16 protein-coding genes and 1 pseudogene are annotated in these 15411 nt (G+C 56.6%); 5 read left to right on the plus strand and 12 right to left on the minus strand.

All coding sequences use genetic code 11. The features are described from left to right. The first annotated feature begins 2 nt into the window (after positions 1 to 2). Positions 3 to 227 (plus strand): hypothetical protein, encoded by a 225-nt coding sequence (locus R6Y96_RS04495; protein ID WP_014866701.1) that lies wholly within the window; start codon positions 3 to 5, stop codon positions 225 to 227. 212 nt (positions 228 to 439) lie between these two features. Here R6Y96_RS04495 and R6Y96_RS04500 read toward each other — a convergent pair whose 3' ends face one another. Next, positions 440 to 2077, minus strand: coding sequence for a DUF6398 domain-containing protein (locus R6Y96_RS04500; RefSeq protein ID WP_318622333.1), 1638 nt, complete (start codon positions 2075 to 2077; stop codon positions 440 to 442). 322 nt (positions 2078 to 2399) lie between these two features. Here R6Y96_RS04500 and R6Y96_RS04505 point away from each other — a divergent pair, with 322 nt between their 5' ends. Continuing rightward, on the plus strand, positions 2400 to 2711 hold the full coding sequence (locus tag R6Y96_RS04505; RefSeq protein ID WP_318622334.1) for a hypothetical protein: 312 nt from the start codon (positions 2400 to 2402) through the stop codon (positions 2709 to 2711). Between the two features lie 142 nt (positions 2712 to 2853). On the opposite strand, the gene R6Y96_RS04510 is transcribed toward R6Y96_RS04505, so the two are convergent. The 3 genes from R6Y96_RS04510 to R6Y96_RS04520 form a co-directional block, all read right to left on the minus strand. Next, a complete protein-coding gene (locus tag R6Y96_RS04510; RefSeq protein WP_318622335.1) occupies positions 2854 to 4143 on the minus strand; it encodes an ATP-binding protein in 1290 nt (429 codons plus the stop codon). Positions 4144 to 4416: 273 nt separating this feature from the next. Continuing rightward, entirely contained in the window at positions 4417 to 4716 is a 300-nt protein-coding gene (locus tag R6Y96_RS04515; protein ID WP_318622485.1) for a winged helix-turn-helix transcriptional regulator, read from the minus strand. After that, the gene (locus R6Y96_RS04520; protein ID WP_318622336.1) at positions 4601 to 5977 is read right to left on the minus strand and encodes an RNA-guided endonuclease InsQ/TnpB family protein; all 1377 of its coding nucleotides are present in this window, start codon (positions 5975 to 5977) and stop codon (positions 4601 to 4603) included. Before R6Y96_RS04520 ends, R6Y96_RS04515 begins: the two co-directional genes overlap by 116 nt. 303 nt (positions 5978 to 6280) lie before the next feature. Between R6Y96_RS04520 and hcp the strand changes: the two are divergent. From hcp to R6Y96_RS04535, 3 genes and pseudogenes are all read left to right on the plus strand, one after another. Beyond that, positions 6281 to 7881: pseudogene (hcp, locus tag R6Y96_RS04525) on the plus strand (hydroxylamine reductase). A gap of 314 nt (positions 7882 to 8195) precedes the next feature. Next, a complete protein-coding gene (locus R6Y96_RS04530) occupies positions 8196 to 8798 on the plus strand; it encodes a hypothetical protein (RefSeq protein ID WP_318622337.1) in 603 nt (200 codons plus the stop codon). After that, positions 8782 to 9024, plus strand: coding sequence for a hypothetical protein (locus R6Y96_RS04535; RefSeq protein WP_318622338.1), 243 nt, complete (start codon positions 8782 to 8784; stop codon positions 9022 to 9024). Before R6Y96_RS04530 ends, R6Y96_RS04535 begins: the two co-directional genes overlap by 17 nt. 164 nt (positions 9025 to 9188) lie before the next feature. Here R6Y96_RS04535 and R6Y96_RS04540 read toward each other — a convergent pair whose 3' ends face one another. The 8 genes from R6Y96_RS04540 to R6Y96_RS04575 form a co-directional block, all read right to left on the minus strand. Next, the gene (locus R6Y96_RS04540; RefSeq protein WP_318622339.1) at positions 9189 to 9896 is read right to left on the minus strand and encodes an HAD family hydrolase; all 708 of its coding nucleotides are present in this window, start codon (positions 9894 to 9896) and stop codon (positions 9189 to 9191) included. Next, complete coding sequence (locus tag R6Y96_RS04545) at positions 9889 to 10956, minus strand: glycosyltransferase family 2 protein (protein WP_318622340.1); 1068 nt, start codon at positions 10954 to 10956, stop codon at positions 9889 to 9891. The genes R6Y96_RS04540 and R6Y96_RS04545 overlap by 8 nt, the downstream gene beginning before the upstream one ends. 159 nt (positions 10957 to 11115) lie before the next feature. Further along, positions 11116 to 11808, minus strand: coding sequence for a class I SAM-dependent methyltransferase (locus tag R6Y96_RS04550; protein ID WP_318622341.1), 693 nt, complete (start codon positions 11806 to 11808; stop codon positions 11116 to 11118). 47 nt (positions 11809 to 11855) lie between these two features. After that, positions 11856 to 12638: a sugar phosphate nucleotidyltransferase gene (locus R6Y96_RS04555; protein WP_318622342.1), complete on the minus strand. Its 783-nt coding sequence runs from the start codon at positions 12636 to 12638 to the stop codon at positions 11856 to 11858. Beyond that, positions 12635 to 13471: a dTDP-4-dehydrorhamnose reductase gene (gene rfbD, locus R6Y96_RS04560; protein ID WP_318622343.1), complete on the minus strand. Its 837-nt coding sequence runs from the start codon at positions 13469 to 13471 to the stop codon at positions 12635 to 12637. Before rfbD ends, R6Y96_RS04555 begins: the two co-directional genes overlap by 4 nt. Next, positions 13441 to 14412, minus strand: coding sequence for a dTDP-glucose 4,6-dehydratase (gene rfbB / locus R6Y96_RS04565; protein WP_318622344.1), 972 nt, complete (start codon positions 14410 to 14412; stop codon positions 13441 to 13443). The genes rfbD and rfbB overlap by 31 nt, the downstream gene beginning before the upstream one ends. 14 nt (positions 14413 to 14426) lie before the next feature. Beyond that, positions 14427 to 14903: a dTDP-4-dehydrorhamnose 3,5-epimerase family protein gene (locus R6Y96_RS04570; protein ID WP_318622345.1), complete on the minus strand. Its 477-nt coding sequence runs from the start codon at positions 14901 to 14903 to the stop codon at positions 14427 to 14429. A gap of 205 nt (positions 14904 to 15108) precedes the next feature. Beyond that, a complete protein-coding gene (locus R6Y96_RS04575; RefSeq protein ID WP_318622346.1) occupies positions 15109 to 15396 on the minus strand; it encodes a hypothetical protein in 288 nt (95 codons plus the stop codon). Between the last annotated feature and the right edge of the window lie 15 nt (positions 15397 to 15411).

Genomic DNA, 15411 nt, shown 5'->3' on the forward strand with positions numbered 1-15411 from the left:
CCATGGAATTGGGGTTTGACCGGGAGAAGAACCGGCAGGAGCGGCTGGCCTTTGTCCGGAGACATGCTCTCTGGGTCAGGCGTGTCCCAAACGAGGTCTGGAGCCGCGAGCAGGCCGATCTGATCGATGCGTTCCTGGCGAACGCCGGGAGTTACGCCCTTTCCCGTGCCCGGTACCTCGAGATGCACCAGGCTCTCGCGAAACGGCGGCACCCTGGATCTTCGTGATCCCCAAAGACCTCATGGCGGTGTTCTCCGGCGCGATCATCTTACTGCGCGGTGATGAGGATTGGTGCAGATAGCGATTGAGTACCCCGCGAAGGAGCGTTGGTCTCTGTCGCGGTGAAAGGGTTAGTGACCGGGGAACAACCTTCTTTGCCGGGAGATCCGGGCCTCTCCCCCATCCTTTCTGGTCGATGCCCCCTCATTCCCGGCGCTCTTCAGTCGGGAAGGAACGCTCTCATCGCCCTCGCCTTGTTCCGGATCGATGGTCGCTCAACGCCGAAGAAAGAACTGATCTCCTGCCCGAGGGGAGGGGCACCCCTTCCCGGCCGGATAAGATCCTCATCCTGGCAGGCTGCATACACGATCGCCGCACTCCAGAGAACCGCGTCTCCTCGCGCGAGCGGTGCGGCCGGATGATCGAAGAGGTCCTTGACGATCCTTCTGCAATGCTCCAGAATGGTGTTATCCGGAAAACGTTGGCAGAAGTCCTCGCACCTCTCAAAGATCATGGCGGCGCGTATATTGCCGGCGAGCGCTTCCGGTGTTCTGCCCTCAAGCAGGTTGGAGAGTTCCTTCTGGACCTCTTCGTTGTCGAGGTCAAACCCGGCCATCTCGACGAGTTCTCTCACCGCGAAATTGAAGAATGCATCGAGGTCGTCCGTGTCGACGCCTGCCTCCTCCGCTTTCATGAGGATAAACTTGAAGATGGCCTGGCCTTTCTCCGGGCTCGTGGCTGCTTTCTGAAAGGCGGGTTCCGCTTCTTTGAGGGCGGCGATGAGTTCAGAAGCGTTTATGAGGTGGCCGGATGCTTCCATATGCGTCAGGAACCGGCAGAGGATCGGGACGGCGTTCTCCGGCCAGTCTTCCGGGAAGATCGGGTTTTGCGACAGTTCATCGACCAGGCACCTCTGCACGGACAAGGCATCCCATGCATCGATCTTCACTTTGTAGACGATATACATGAAACTACAGAAGGCCATGACGGTATCCCCGGCCATACAGGCAATTCCTTCTCCGTATGCGGCCCTCTCCGCCTCAACAAACTCGTTGATATCAGGTCCGATATCCTGGATGACGGCAGCCATCGCGGCGTTCACCTCGGTTTCGTCATCAAGCGGGATCTCATCCAGGAGCTCACCCGGTTCTTCGGGAACGATCTCATCCGCGCTCCATCCCGGGGGATACCAGTGGAGTGCGGTGATGGCGTCCTCGGCATAGCCACAGACGCCGTTTCTCGGAGAGTTGGCAATGAGGTCTACACGGTCGGGATCGTATTCGGTCGATGAGAGGCATTCACGGCAGTAATAATGTTGGAAATCCTCGTCAAAATCGTTCAGGGCAAGTTCGGCCTCGCCGCCGCAGAGGTCGCAGGGGATAATTGGCCGGTCGTTCCGCGCGATCAGGCAGAGCGGGCCGTCCCTCGGGGCAACGGACGTCTCCCCGATCACCTTCAGGTCCAGCGATGTGGGGGAGCCGAAGTCGTAGTCATAGGTGAACGTGCTGCCCGGAGCGATGAGGTGCGAGAGAGGGACATTCATGTCGTTTGTAAAACGCTCGGCGTCCGAGTCGTATGTGGCCCCGCCGATCCGGAAGGAACTGAGATGCTCGCAACACTCCACCCACACATCGCGGATCAGCTGGTCGAGATCTCCAAGCCGGGCGTCGTGTCGTGCGAGAACCACCAGCCAGTATTCCTTATGGTACCGCCCCTGTATCATGATGAGGAGCGAAGGTTCCTCTCCGATGGGCCAGCCCGACGCCTGAAGGCATTCCGTGCCGTGTTTAAGGGCCTTCCGTTTTGTTACGGGAGCCCTGCAGAGCAGGCAGGTACCGGGTGAGACCTTTGATGTCATTCACCAGAATGGTATGATTGCCATAAGATAATGAATGATCGTGGTCTGTTGTCTTCTCCGGGAACGCGATCAGGACGCCACTCCGCATGCCCGGACTACTGGGGCATGTCACCGTATTGTGTGGGTCCAGAGGCATGGGAGTGATCACTACCTCACCCAGAAGGTCGCGAAGACGAAGCGGTCCACAACGGATCTTCCGCGCGTCTGCATGACCGCTCCGGGGGGCCCCGGCAACTACCCCTTATGGGTGGGGCTCTTTCGTCAGGATTACTTTCGCCCCGCACGGCACACTTTAATGCCTGACCAGGGCGATAGCAAATCCATGCTACGAACCAGGATTGTGATCGACAGGGTCCGGAAGGATGGACTTGTTTTCGCCTCTGACTACTCGGACTGCGACCATTCGATGGAGGGTTTCAGGAAGGTTATGTTCCGGGCGAAGGAGGTGACTCCCCTCAAAACCGGGGCGGCGTACTCGCTTGAGTATGAGACGGAGGATATCCTCAAACCCTTCGTGCAGAAAAGCCGGAGCGGGAAGACAACCTACAGTTATCCCCAGCGGTTCTACCACAAGATAACAAACGTCACTCTTGTATCAACCGATCCCGACCCGGACCTCCTGCTGGACCTCTGACCCCCCACGAATCCCTCTGCACGGTCTATCGGAACGACACAGCATCCCGAATCCGGAGGAGTGGTGCTGCGAGCGGTCGGCAACCCTGTAGCGGCCCGGCAGCTCATGTTACCTGGGCGCACACAGAGGTTCCAGAAAGGCGTCACAGTTCTTCCAGCCATTCAGCGATCGGGACAGTGTGGACGGCCCGCCCGTCGACGGTCGTCTCCGCCGATTCCGACGCAGTGACGATCGTTCCTTCGTCAAGGCCGTGTGCGTCCATCGCCTCGAGAAGGCCGCGCATCTCCCGCTGCCTCGTAGCGTCGTCCTGCAGGGACTGCGTCACCTGGACGGCCTGGACAATCGTCCGGCCTGACCTGACCAGGAAGTCGCACTCGTAGCGGTCCCGGTGGTAGAAGATGTCGCCGTACTTCTTCATCAGGGCGATGAAGACGATGTTTTCCAGGAGTCTTCCACGATTTTCGGAGAATGCAAATGCAACTGCGTTTATCAGGCCGGGATCCACGAAATAGATCTTTTTTGGGTTTGCAACCTGTTTTTTAACGGAATAATCGAACTTCATCAGAGGGTAGAGGAGAAACGCGTTCCCGGCGTACTCGATGTACTCCCTCACCGTATCTGGTGCGATATTGAGAGTCCTGGCAATCTGGTTGTACGAGACGGCGTTCCCGGCATTTGATATGAGGTAATAGAGCAGGTCTGTAACCTCACTGTTCTTCCGCACCCTGTTTGGATAGATGATGTCCTTGAGATAGATCGTCTCGTAGTAGTTTTTGAGGATCTGCATCTTCAGGTCTTCGTCTTTTTCAAGGACCACCCGGGGGAAACCGCCGTATTTCAGGTACATCTCAAAATAATGCCTCTTCTCGATGATTGTCGGGTTTAGAATGCCCTGAATGCGGAGAAATTCAGGGAACGAGAGAGGGTACACGGTACAGGAAAAATACCTGCCGGAGAGGAGGCGACTGCTATCCTGCCTGAGCAGCGAGGATGTGGAGCCGGTCAGGATGCATTTGACCGTACTCTTCGTGTCATAGAGGGTCTTGATGGTAGGCACCCAGGAGGGGTAGTGCTGGACCTCGTCGATGCAGAGATAGAGCCGTTCGAGACCGGGATGACGTGCGAGATGGTCCTCGACGATGCGACGGATCAGCCAGGGGTCGTCTGCCATCGAGAGGAGGAGTGGTTCGTCCATGGTGATGAAGAGGATAGCCCTGCCAGGCACACCTCTTCCGAGAAGGGAACTGATGATCTGGTACAGTAGCGTCGACTTCCCTGTCCTGCGCGCGCCGATGAGGAGGAGCACCTCCGGTGCATCAAGATACTGCATCAGGGAGGGAAAGAAAGAAAGCCGTTCAACGCCGGTTTCGAACTCTTTTCCGAACCACCAGGGGTTCTGGCTCTCGAGTGCGATCTGCAGTTTTTCATCCATTTATCGATTATAGTCGACGGTAATCGATAAAAGTGTCGATTATGATCTATGATTCACCCTGTCCCGGAAAGAGCGTCCGGAGAACTCCCCCTGCGCACGCCGGGGAATGGAAGCGGTGCCCTTTCGTCTGGTTCACAATTCCCCCCATGGCGAATCTACACGCCAGAGGTGGTCAGACACGATACTTGCAGGTGTGGATCAGCGCTGCTTGAGCCTGTGGATCTGTTGGGGGAATGATTGCCGCCAAAGCCCCGCCCTCGCGGACGGTGTAGTTCACAGCACACAATCATGACAGTCCTGTGCCCCACACGCAAGGTTATCGATCTTCCACCTGAGCGCCCACCGCTTGATCTCCCTGATCACCTCAACGAGCCCAAGCCCGCTCCCGGTGAGCGTGTACTCGCTTCTGACGGGGACAGATCCTGCGTCGACCATCTTCTCAACGAGACCTTCCTCCTCAAGTTCCTTCAACCTGGCCGAGAGAACCTTCGCTGTGATCCCTGGGAGATGCTCCTTCACCTCGGTGAACCGGCGGGTGTAGTTCTCCCCCTTGTAGAGTTCGAGGATGATCAGGAGCGTCCACTTTCTTCCCAGGTATTTGACGGTCTGATTGACCGTACACTCGGCGTGCATGGTATAGGTGAACTACCCCGCGCCTCTCGGGCGGGGCTTCCTGCTTCATGGCCAACACTTGCACCACAGAGATGTGATGTAGAGGTCTTGGCTCCACAGGCTCAAAGGGCTGTTCCATCCCCACGCGGTGGATATTTACCGCAGCATTGTAATCTCTATCGGCAACAAACCCACAGTATGGGCATTCGTGGACTCTCTCGGAGAGCGTCTTTTTCACGATGCTTCCACAGTTCGAACACATCTGTGTCGTGTCGCGGGGATCGACTTTGACGAGTTCCGTACCAGCACTTTCAGCCTTGTACGAGAGGTAAGAATAAAATCGTCCCCACGACGCACTGTGGATACTTCTCCGGAGCCCACGAGATTTGCCGTTCTCTTTCAAATACTTGATATTCAGGTCTTCAACACAGATCGTCGCATAGGTGTCAACGTACTGACGGGAGAGTTTGTGCAGGAAATCGTTCTTCTGGTTGGTGACATGATCATAGACCTTCTCCAGTTTCCTTTTTGCCTTCTTCCAGTTTTTCGAGAACCGTTGTTTCCGGGCAAGACTCCGCTGGATCTTCTTGATCCTGCCCAGAGAATGTTCATAGAACCTGGGGTTCTCGATCACTGCACCGTCACTATCGACCGCAAACGAATCCAACCCGAGATCGATACCGACAGACTGCCCTTCACGCTTTGACTTGTAGACCTCCTGCTCTGTCTGAATGATCACATACCATCTATCGCCGGAACGGGTGATCAGGACACCCTTCACCTTCCCGGTGTAGGGTCGGTGCATGTTGAACGGAATCGTTCCGATCTTCGAGAACGTAATCGAACTATGCTCGCGATCGATCTTGAAACCCGACTGATTATAATTGAGCGTCCGGTATCGGGCTGCACTCTTGAATCGGAGTTTGCCGATCTTCCGTCCTCTCTTCTTTGTCTGCGAGAGTGCAGCGATGTTGCTCCAGAGGGTATAGTTGACCATCTGGAGCACTTTAGAGTACACGTCCTTGAGTGCAGGATTCTCCTCTTTCAGCGTGACGATCCGCGCCTGCATTCCTTGCATCGTCGGAGAGATTCCATTCTCTCGTGCCGTGTTGCATTCTTCGAGAAGTTTGTTGTAGAGCCACCTACAGGTATCGAGCGCGGCATTCAGCCGAACTTCAGTGGTTGCATCGGGATACGCTCGGTACTTGTAGGAAACGATCATTTACTTCCTCCATCTGCGGGTCGACATACTCCTTCAGCGCATCGAGGCTTACCTGTCCTGATGTACCGAATGTGCAGACCTATCAAGTTTATACCTCATGTTGGGTGAATGATAATAGAATACTCAAGAGGAATATATCTATCGCAGGAAGGAAGGGCGGCTCCGCTTTCATCCCCATCGTGAACGGTGGGGACTTCCCGCTCCGCCCCCTTCACCCCCGCAAGTTAAAGAAACCTTCTCCTACTTGTATTTTAGTATCTAATGGATACTTTGTATCCTAAAGATACTATAGAGTGAGCATGAGTGTTCTGCAACCAGTGTGAAGAAACAGCAAAGGGTTTTGGATGCACCGTACGCGGCGTCTGCGGCAAGGATGCGGAGACTGCCGGGCTCCAGGACGTCCTGATCTACACCCTCAAAGGGCTCTCGGTCCGGAACCTCGTGGCGATGAAGAAGGGCGGCGGGAACTCGGATGCCGCTGCCTCTTTGCCACCCTGACCAACGTGAACTTCAACCCTGCACGTTTCGAGGAGGCTATCCAGAAGGCGGCCCGTATCCGCGACGCCCTCCCGCCGGCCGGGAGCATGGAGCCAGATGCCTGCACCTGGACCCCGGAGAGCCCGGCGGCGATCACGGCAAAGACCCAGGAGATCATCGCAGCGCGGGAGACCGTCGACGAAGACCTGCAGTCGCTCCGCGAACTCCTCGTCTACGGACTCAAAGGGGTCGGCGCCTACTTTCACCATGCCGAGGTCCTCGGCTACGAGGATGAGGAGGTCATGACCTTCCTGCAGGAGGGGCTCGCCGCCACGCTGCAGGACCTCACCGTTGATGAGATGGTCGGCTACGTGCTCAGGTGCGGCGAAGTCGGTGTGAAGGTCCTCGCCCTCCTCGATACGGCGAACACCGTCGCCTACGGGATACCGGAGATCACGACGGTCGGCACCGCAGCAGGCACGCGTCCGGGTATCCTCGTCACCGGCCACGACCTCAAAGACCTCTCCGACCTCCTCGAACAGACCGCAGGGACGGGGGTGGACGTCTACACTCACGGCGAGATGCTCCCGGCGCACGCCTACCCCGGTCTTGCGAAGTATGACCACCTCATCGGGAACTACGGCGGGTCCTGGCTCTTCCAGCGGGAGGAGTTCGAGCGGTTCAACGGCCCGGTCCTCGTCACCACCAACCGCCTCGTCCCCCCGAAGGACTCATACCGCGACCGGGTCTACACCACCGGGCTCGTCGGGTATGCGGGGCTGAAACACATCGGTGCGTCGGAGGACGGGAGGAAGGATTTCTCGGCCCTGATCGAGCACGCAAAACGTTGCAAGCCCCCGGAGGACCTCTCCCGCGGCGACCTGGTCACCGGATGCGCCCACGCTCCGGTCCTCGCCATCGCCGATACGGTTGTCGGCGCGGTGAAGTCCGGCGCCATTCGGCGGTTTGTCGTGATGGCGGGCTGCGACAAACGGCACGCCGAGCGGGACTACTACACCCGGTTCGCGAAGGCTCTCCCGGCGGATACTGTCATCCTCACCGCCGGGTGCGCGAAGTACCGCTACAACAGCCTTGGTCTCGGGGATATCGGCGGCATCCCCCGCGTCCTCGACGCCGGGCAGTGCAACGACTGCTACTCCCTGGTGCTCATCGCCCAGGCCCTCGCCGAAGCGTTCGGCGTCGGGATCAACGAGCTCCCGATTTCGTATAACATCGCCTGGTACGAGCAGAAGGCGGTGCTCGTCCTCCTCAGTCTCCTCTCGCTCGGCGTTCGGGACATTACTCTCGGCCCCCGCCTCCAGGCCTTCATCTCGCCCGGCATTCTGAAGGTGCTCGTCGAGCGCTTCGGGATCCGGGGGAACACGACGGTCGAGGAGGACCTTCGCCGGATAGTGCCGGGGAACTGAATACCTCTTTCCCCCAAGAGTTGGATTTCGTGAACCCGGGTGCGGGCCTTTATTAGTTGACCAGGGAGCTTTGCTGGTTGGGCGTGCTAATTTTGTGCAGGTGCGACCTCAACACTCCCCTACTTCGAACGACTTCCACCTCTCACGTTGGAGATGTTTGAACTCGGAGGTGTCGCAGGGGTGTTTCTTGCTGGAGGTTCGCACTTCCGTCACCGGATGCACAGTGCCTGGCCTCGCGATTGATCGCTCCGACGTCCTGACGGGGCACGTGCAATTAATATAGTACCCGGTATGACTCTACCAGAGGAGAGGGAATGCAGATCACGAGTGCTCCTGATGGGACCATCCTCATCGACGGTAAGGTTGTGACCGCACTCGATCGTTTTGTGGCTTCAGTGACGGGGATCATCGAGCGGTACACCAACTACGTGATCGTCAGCGGGTATGTTGCGATTCTTTTTGGCAGGGCCAGGGGCACGGAAGATATCGATCTCTTCGTCGACTATATGGACCGCGATACGTTTCGATCGTTTGCCGATGAACTCGTGGCACGAGGGTTCTACTTCCTGAACTCGGATGACCTCGGCGAGATCTACTCGATGCTCCGCGACGGGTTTGCCGTGCGGATTGCCGAGGAGGAGAGGATCATCCCAAACGTCGAGATGAAGTTCAAGAAGGACGACTTCGACCGTTACGCGATGGCCATGGCAAGGACAGTAGCGTTCGACGATATCCGGTTTTGTATATCGCCCATCGAACTGCAGATCCCCTATAAACTCTACCTTGGGAGCGACAAGGATATTGAGGATGCCGTCTACCTCTGGGTGTTGTTCCGCGAGATGCTGGACGCGGATCTCATGCGATCGTTCATGGAGCGCCTGCATGTCCGGGGGGAACCATATGGAATTGGGGTTTGATCAGGAGAAGAACCGGCAGGAGAGGCTGGCCTTTGTCCGGAAACATGCTCTCTGGGTCAGGCGGGTCCCAAACGAGGTCTGGAGCCGCGAGCAGGCCGATCTGATCGATGCGTTCCTTGCGAATGCCGGGAGTTACGCCCTCTCACGCGCCCGGTACCTCGAGATGCACCAGGCTCTTGCGAAACGGCGGCGCCCCGGATCGGTGGATAAACACGGTTTCGCATGATCCCCGATGACTTCGCACCCGTGCTCTCCGGGGGAGGTCGATGTGCGTCCCGGCGTGGCTGGAGAACGAGATCAGGTTCATCTCTTCCGCATCTCCCCCATTGAGGGATCTTGTGGGGGTTATCGCAAGCGGTTCCGTGCCGGGATAGAACGGTGTTCCCCGGTTCAGGGGGTACGAGATCGGGATGAGCATACGCTCCCCCGTAGATACTCCCGGAGTTGATGAAGGTTCTCCACGATCACCTCCACCCCCGGTCGCCCGGCAAACCGGTTCGGGTCGCCGGGCCGGATGCGGGCCACAAACCGCACCCCGGTCTCGCAGGCCGCCTCCCAGTCGTTTGGGGCGTCGCCGACGAAGAGAGTTTCACCGGGCGAGGCGCCGGTCTCGGCCAGGATCTCGCGGATGCACTCGGCCTTCGTCTTCGGTGAGCCGTATATCCGCCTGAAGTATCCTGTGAGCCCTCTGCGGCTGGCGATCTCCTGCATCTCGGGCTCCGGGGTTGCGGAGACGATGTAGAGCGGGAGCCTCCGGGAGCAGTCCTGCAGGAGTTCCTCCGCTCCCTCGACGTATGGGACGGTGAGCATTGCATCAAAGGTCAGCCCGGAGTACTCGGCTGCGAGCCGCTCCTCCTGCTCGGGAGTCAGTTCCTCGTGGAGGATGTTTGCGTAGATGTGGCGGAACTTGTCGTAGCGTGGCATCCCGCCGTTATCGAGGTGGAATGCGATGATCTCGTCGAGGTGTCCGGGGGGCGCGAAGGAGAAGACCTTCCTGAACGCCGCGGTCTTCATGGGGATGGACTCGACGATGACGCCGTCGAAGTCCAGGATGAGGGTGGTGAGGGGGTTAGGCTGCGGTGCATTGTTGTTACCCATTTTTGTTACCTGTATTCCCACATATGGTTGAGATAATTTTCAGTTCATACTCCCGGTCAAATTTGCTCCTCTTGCCCTTAAGTATCGTATCGATGATGGCTAAAGTTGACTCCAGGAAGAGAACCGCTTTAATAACGGCCATTTTGAATTGATTTTGTGATGTGTAGTTCTTCAGGTAGTAAAGTTCGCTCTTGATCGACCAGTATCTTGCCCAGCTCTTCAAGTTCAGGTTCTTTATGCAGGATTCACCCTTGTGAATGGCTTCGGCATCGGGACATAACACCGACTTCCAGCCACGAGTGGCAAGTTTACATCCGATGATAAACTCCTCCCAGTAAAGGAAGGTATTCTCATCAAAGAGACCTATCTCGGTAATTGCCTGACGTCTGAAGAGAATGCATGAACCTGGCAGAACGCCGAACTCAGCCGGTCGATCAAAAGGATAGTCGTAGTCGAAGTGTCGTTTCCAGATCCGGTTCTCCTTTATTAACCGCTGACCGATAAACGTGTGGACAAATATGAAATCAAGAAAATCAGGCAAATTCCTTGTACACGCCCTCTGCACCTCACCATTTGTGGACATGAGAATCGGACTCACGGCCCCGATACGGCCATCTTTATTCATAGTGTCGAGGAGTTTGTTAAGCATCTCTGTGTCTTCAATAATCACATCGTTGTTCAGGACGAGGATATAATCGGGTTTGAGGGCGTTCAGGGCAAATCGAATGCCTATGTTGTTGCCCCGAGCATAACCATAATTGTCATGGTTTTTAATCAGGATCATCCTCCGCCCTGGTTCCTCTCCATAGTAAGACGAAGGATCCAGTCCTGTCTGGTTTATCTCATCTTCGAAGACCTCGAATAGATGGATTGGAGTATTTCCAGACATGCCTGCCCCCTCACAGTAGCGTCGAATATTCTCGATCGAACTATCGCTCGAGTTGTTATCGACCACTATGATATCGTAGCTGGAGGTGGATAGTCGGCGAATGGATTCAATGCATTGAATCGTATCCGCCCATCCGTTCCAATTTAAAATTACGATTGCAACATGAGGCATTATGTTAATTGATATAGATTATACCTGCCATTATATATTTGGGCGCTGCCGGCAGGAATACCCAGCTGCAGCAAAGACGTCCGGGAGATAGTATAGGTTTGAGTAAACATTCGACGGGACCAGCTGGGGACATCAGAAACACGCGACACAACTGGCGTATCAGGATAACGCTGCGCTGTTCTTCCCCATGGTAGCCCTGACAAGGTACTGGACAGTCAGGAACGATGCTCCAGGCAGGTATTTACCCAGTGAGTTATTCAGGCGCCTGTCAAGATTGCCAAGGTGTCCACCCCCGAATCCGGATTGTATCGATACGATATTCAAACCGGCCCGGGTAAACAGGTTACGTATCTCCCTTCGCGTGAAAAAGCGAAGGTGTGAACGATCCAGTATCCCACTATCAGCGTACTCAAACTTGTCATACAATACCAGATCCAGCAGCACCCGGTAATTCTTAACGTTGGGTATACTCGCAATTACGTATCCTGTGTCCTTGAGATAGGGGGCATATCTTTTCAGGACGTCTGCAGGGTTCACAAGGTGCTCCAGAACGTCAGCAAAGATAATGTAATCAAAGTAACCCTCTTCGAATGTTAGTTCAATCTCTTCTACGTCTCCGATCAGAGCAGCGTCAAGCATGTTAATATTATCCTGTAAGATCTCTTCGTTTAACTCCATCCCAACGATCTCTCCAGCTTTCTGTAGTTCCCGCAGTTTGATCAGTGTGTTTCCCTCCCCACACCCCACTTCGAGAATTCTATGTTCGCCCTTCGGGATTAAAGAGATGACATCCCAGCGTACATTGGAAAAATAACCAGCCTCCTTATCCATATACAGCTCTTTTTTAGACATAGTTCTCATTGGACGATATTGTTATAAAAACCCAGAGATGGGTTAGATCAGTTGATTTTACCTGCCTTAAAGATCTCGCAGGGGCGGTCAATTCCCGACCCGGATACCCGGGCATCTCCCCGACAGATACCATATCTCTGCACCATCACACTCGCCCGCAACAAACTCTCAAACGTCCCGGCATCGCTCCAGAACCCTTCCAGCACCGAGAACTCCATCGCGCCCCGCCGGATGTAGGCGTTGTTCACATCCGTGATCTCGAGTTCGCCCCGCCCGGACGGTTTGAGTGTCTTAATAATATCAAAGACCCCGGCGTCGTAGAGATAGAGCCCGGTCACCGCGAGGTTCGACTTCGGGGCCTTCGGCTTCTCCTCGATCCCGAGCACCTTATTCCCCTTCACCTCGGCGACCCCGAACCGGTGAGCGTCAGGGACATCTTTTAAGAAGATCTTCGCCCCGGACTCGAATGACTCAACATCCTTCCTGATGTTGTCCTGGAAGATGTTGTCACCGAGGATCACCGTGACGTTCTCCGGCCCGGCCCACTCCTCTGCCAGCCAGAGTGCCTCGGCGATCCCGCCGGCGCCCTCCTGGATCTCGTAGGCAAACCGGACACCAAACTCCTTTCCCGAGCCCAGCAACTCCAGGAAATGGCCAACGTGGCCACGCCCTGAGACTATCATGATATCCTTGATCCCGGCGGAGATGAGCGTATTGATTGGGTAGTAGATCATCGGCTTGTCGTAGACCGGGAGGAGGTGTTTGTTTGTTACCTTCGTTAAGGGGTAGAGGCGGGAGCCTGTCCCGCCTGCAAGTATGATGCCTTTCATGGGACATTCACCGTAGTGTTCAGGTATTCTTCCAGCGCCTCTTTCCAGTGGCGCAGGGGGCTCGTTTTTGTGTTCACGAGCACCGAGTATGCGGGGCGTTTCGCCTTTCGCGGGAACTCGTCGCTGGAGCAGGGGACGACGTTCGGGGCGAAGGCCCGGGCAAACTCATACCACGAGCAGACGCCGTCGTTCGTCACATGGTAGATCCCGGGCGGGCACTCGGCGATCTCGGCCGTCTTCCGGGCCAGGTCCATCGTGTAGGTAGGCTTACCCACCTGGTCGGTCACCACCCGGATGGTCTCGTTCGTCCGCGAGAGGTGCCGGATCGTCTCGACGAAGTTCTTCCCGTGCCGGCCGAAGAGCCAGGAGGTCCGGATGATAAGGTAGTTGTCCATCTCCCGTGCGATATTCTGTTCTCCGAGGAGTTTTGATGCACCGTAGACGTTGATGGGTCTTGGTTCGTCGGACTCGACGTACTCCGTCTTTGAGCCGTCAAAGACGTAATCGGTGCTGTAGTGGATCAGCCTGGCGCCCACCTCATGACATGCTGCGGCGATGTATCCCGGCGCGTCGCCGTTGACGGCAAAAGCCCTCCCGGGGTCGTCCTCGCAGCCGTCAACGTCGGTGTATGCGGCGGCGTTGATGACGAGGTCAGGCTTCGCATCAAGGATATAGGCCTTTACCGCAGCCTCGTCGGTTATGTCGAGGTCCTTATGCCCACAGAGCCGGGCGCCGGGGAAGACCGCCGCGAGGTCGTGCCCCAGCATGCCGCCGGCACCGAGGATCAGGATATTCGAGAAGGTCATGGCGACCGCCCCTTCAGCGGCCGCCACCACCACTCGTTCTCCACGTACCACTTGACCGTCGCCTCGAGGGCGTCGTCGAACCGATACGCCGGTTTCCAGCCGAGTTTACGGAGTTTCCCGAAGTCAAGCGAGTAGCGGAAGTCATGGCCTTTCCGGTCAGGGACATACTCGATCATCGACTCGTCTTCACCGAGGAGTTCGAGGATCTTCCGGGTGATCTCGAGGTTCGTCATCTCGGCACCGCCGCCGATGTTGTAGATCTCACCCGGTTCACCGTGCTGGAGGATGAAGTCGATCGCCCGGCAGTGGTCGATGACGTATAGCCAGTCACGGACGTTTCTGCCGGTTCCGTAGACGGGGACCTTCTTGCCCTGAAGGAGGTTGGTCGTAAAGAACGGGATCAGCTTCTCTGGGAACTGGTAGGGGCCATAGTTGTTGGTGCAGCGGGTGACGATCACAGGAAGGCCATGAGTGATGAAGAACGACCGGGCAAGGAGGTCGGATGCAGCCTTGCTCGAGGAGTAGGGGCTGGAGGGGTTCAGGTTGTCGGTCTCTGCAAACGAGCCCTCGCGGGTGCTTCCATAGACCTCGTCGGTCGAGATATGGATGAACCGCCGGACGCCGTGTTTGCGCGCGCAGTCGAGCAGGGTGAATGTCCCGAGGACATTCGTCCGCACAAAGGTGGAGCCGTCCGAGATTGAGCGGTCGACGTGGCTCTCCGCGGCGAAGTGGACGACGGTCTCGATCGGGTGATTCTGGAAGACGGCCGCTACCGCGCCGGGGTCGCAGATGTCGCCATGGACAAAGGTGTAGTTCGGGTTGCCAGCAACGTCCCGGAGATTCTCCAGATTCCCGGCGTAGGTCAGTGCGTCAAGGTTGACGATTCTTGTATCGGGGTGCTCGGTTAACATGTGGCGGATGAAGTTGCTGCCTATGAACCCCGCGCCGCCGGTGACAAGCATCGTCATTTCCGCCATCTCCTTCATCCGTGTTTAAGTCCCGGGGCAAGCCCCCAGTCGTAGGGGATCTCGGGGGTGTCCGGCGGCAGCCGGAACTCGTCGGGCTCGTTGTAGTTGTAGGGCAGGGTCGGGATGCTCACGAAGAACGCTGTCTCTGTGCCGATGGCCTTAAACCCGTGATAGACACCGGCCGGGACGCTGACGAGGATCGGGTTCTTCTCGCCGACGAAGAGTTCCATGAGGCTCTTGTAGGTAGGGGAGTCCTCGCGGGCGTCGTAGAGCGCGACCTTCATCATTCCGTGGACGCAGGTGAAGTTGTCGGTCTGTTTCTTGTGGTAGTGCCAGGCCTTGACGACGCCAGGGTAGGCTGTCGTGCAGTAGACCTGACCGAACCGCTCAAAGATCTCGTCGTCGCAGCGGAGGATCTCCATCAGCCAGCCGCGCTCGTCGGGGATGACGTTGAGTTTCTTGATCTTGGCGCCGTCGATATCGTTTTTCATTGCTGTCACCGCACTGAAATGCCAGGGTTTGCAGGGGGGTTATGTCTGGGAAGGGTTATTCTCCGAGCAGGACCTGCAATCTTGTAGGAGTTTATTCCCTGACCCAAGTTTTAGTAATCCTTTCTATAAGTTAAAGTTCCGGTATTAGGTACCCAAACTCCTCATGCATCAGGAATATCCCCGGTCCAGGTCTCTCCGCGATCTTTTATACCTGCTCTGGAACTCCGGTGAGCACTCTCTCCTCCCTGCTTTTCACTGCATAGACCTTTGAGAGTTTCAGCAGTAACCCGTGCGGCGAGAGATGGGCGGTCATCCCCGCTTTCTTGATACGGTTCAGGATCCTGCAGAGGCCGTAGACCTGCCGTCGTTCTGTCTTAAGTGAGGAGACAACCAGGATCCTGCTGGCGCGTTTCAGCCGCTGGTTAAGTGTCTCCCGATCGATCTCCCCCTCTTCCTGCAGTTGATATAGTGTCATCTCCTCCTCTGCCGCCACGTCCACATCCTCGTA

This window comes from Methanoculleus receptaculi (genome assembly GCF_033472595.1).
In the GTDB taxonomy this organism is placed as follows: domain Archaea; phylum Halobacteriota; class Methanomicrobia; order Methanomicrobiales; family Methanoculleaceae; genus Methanoculleus; species Methanoculleus receptaculi.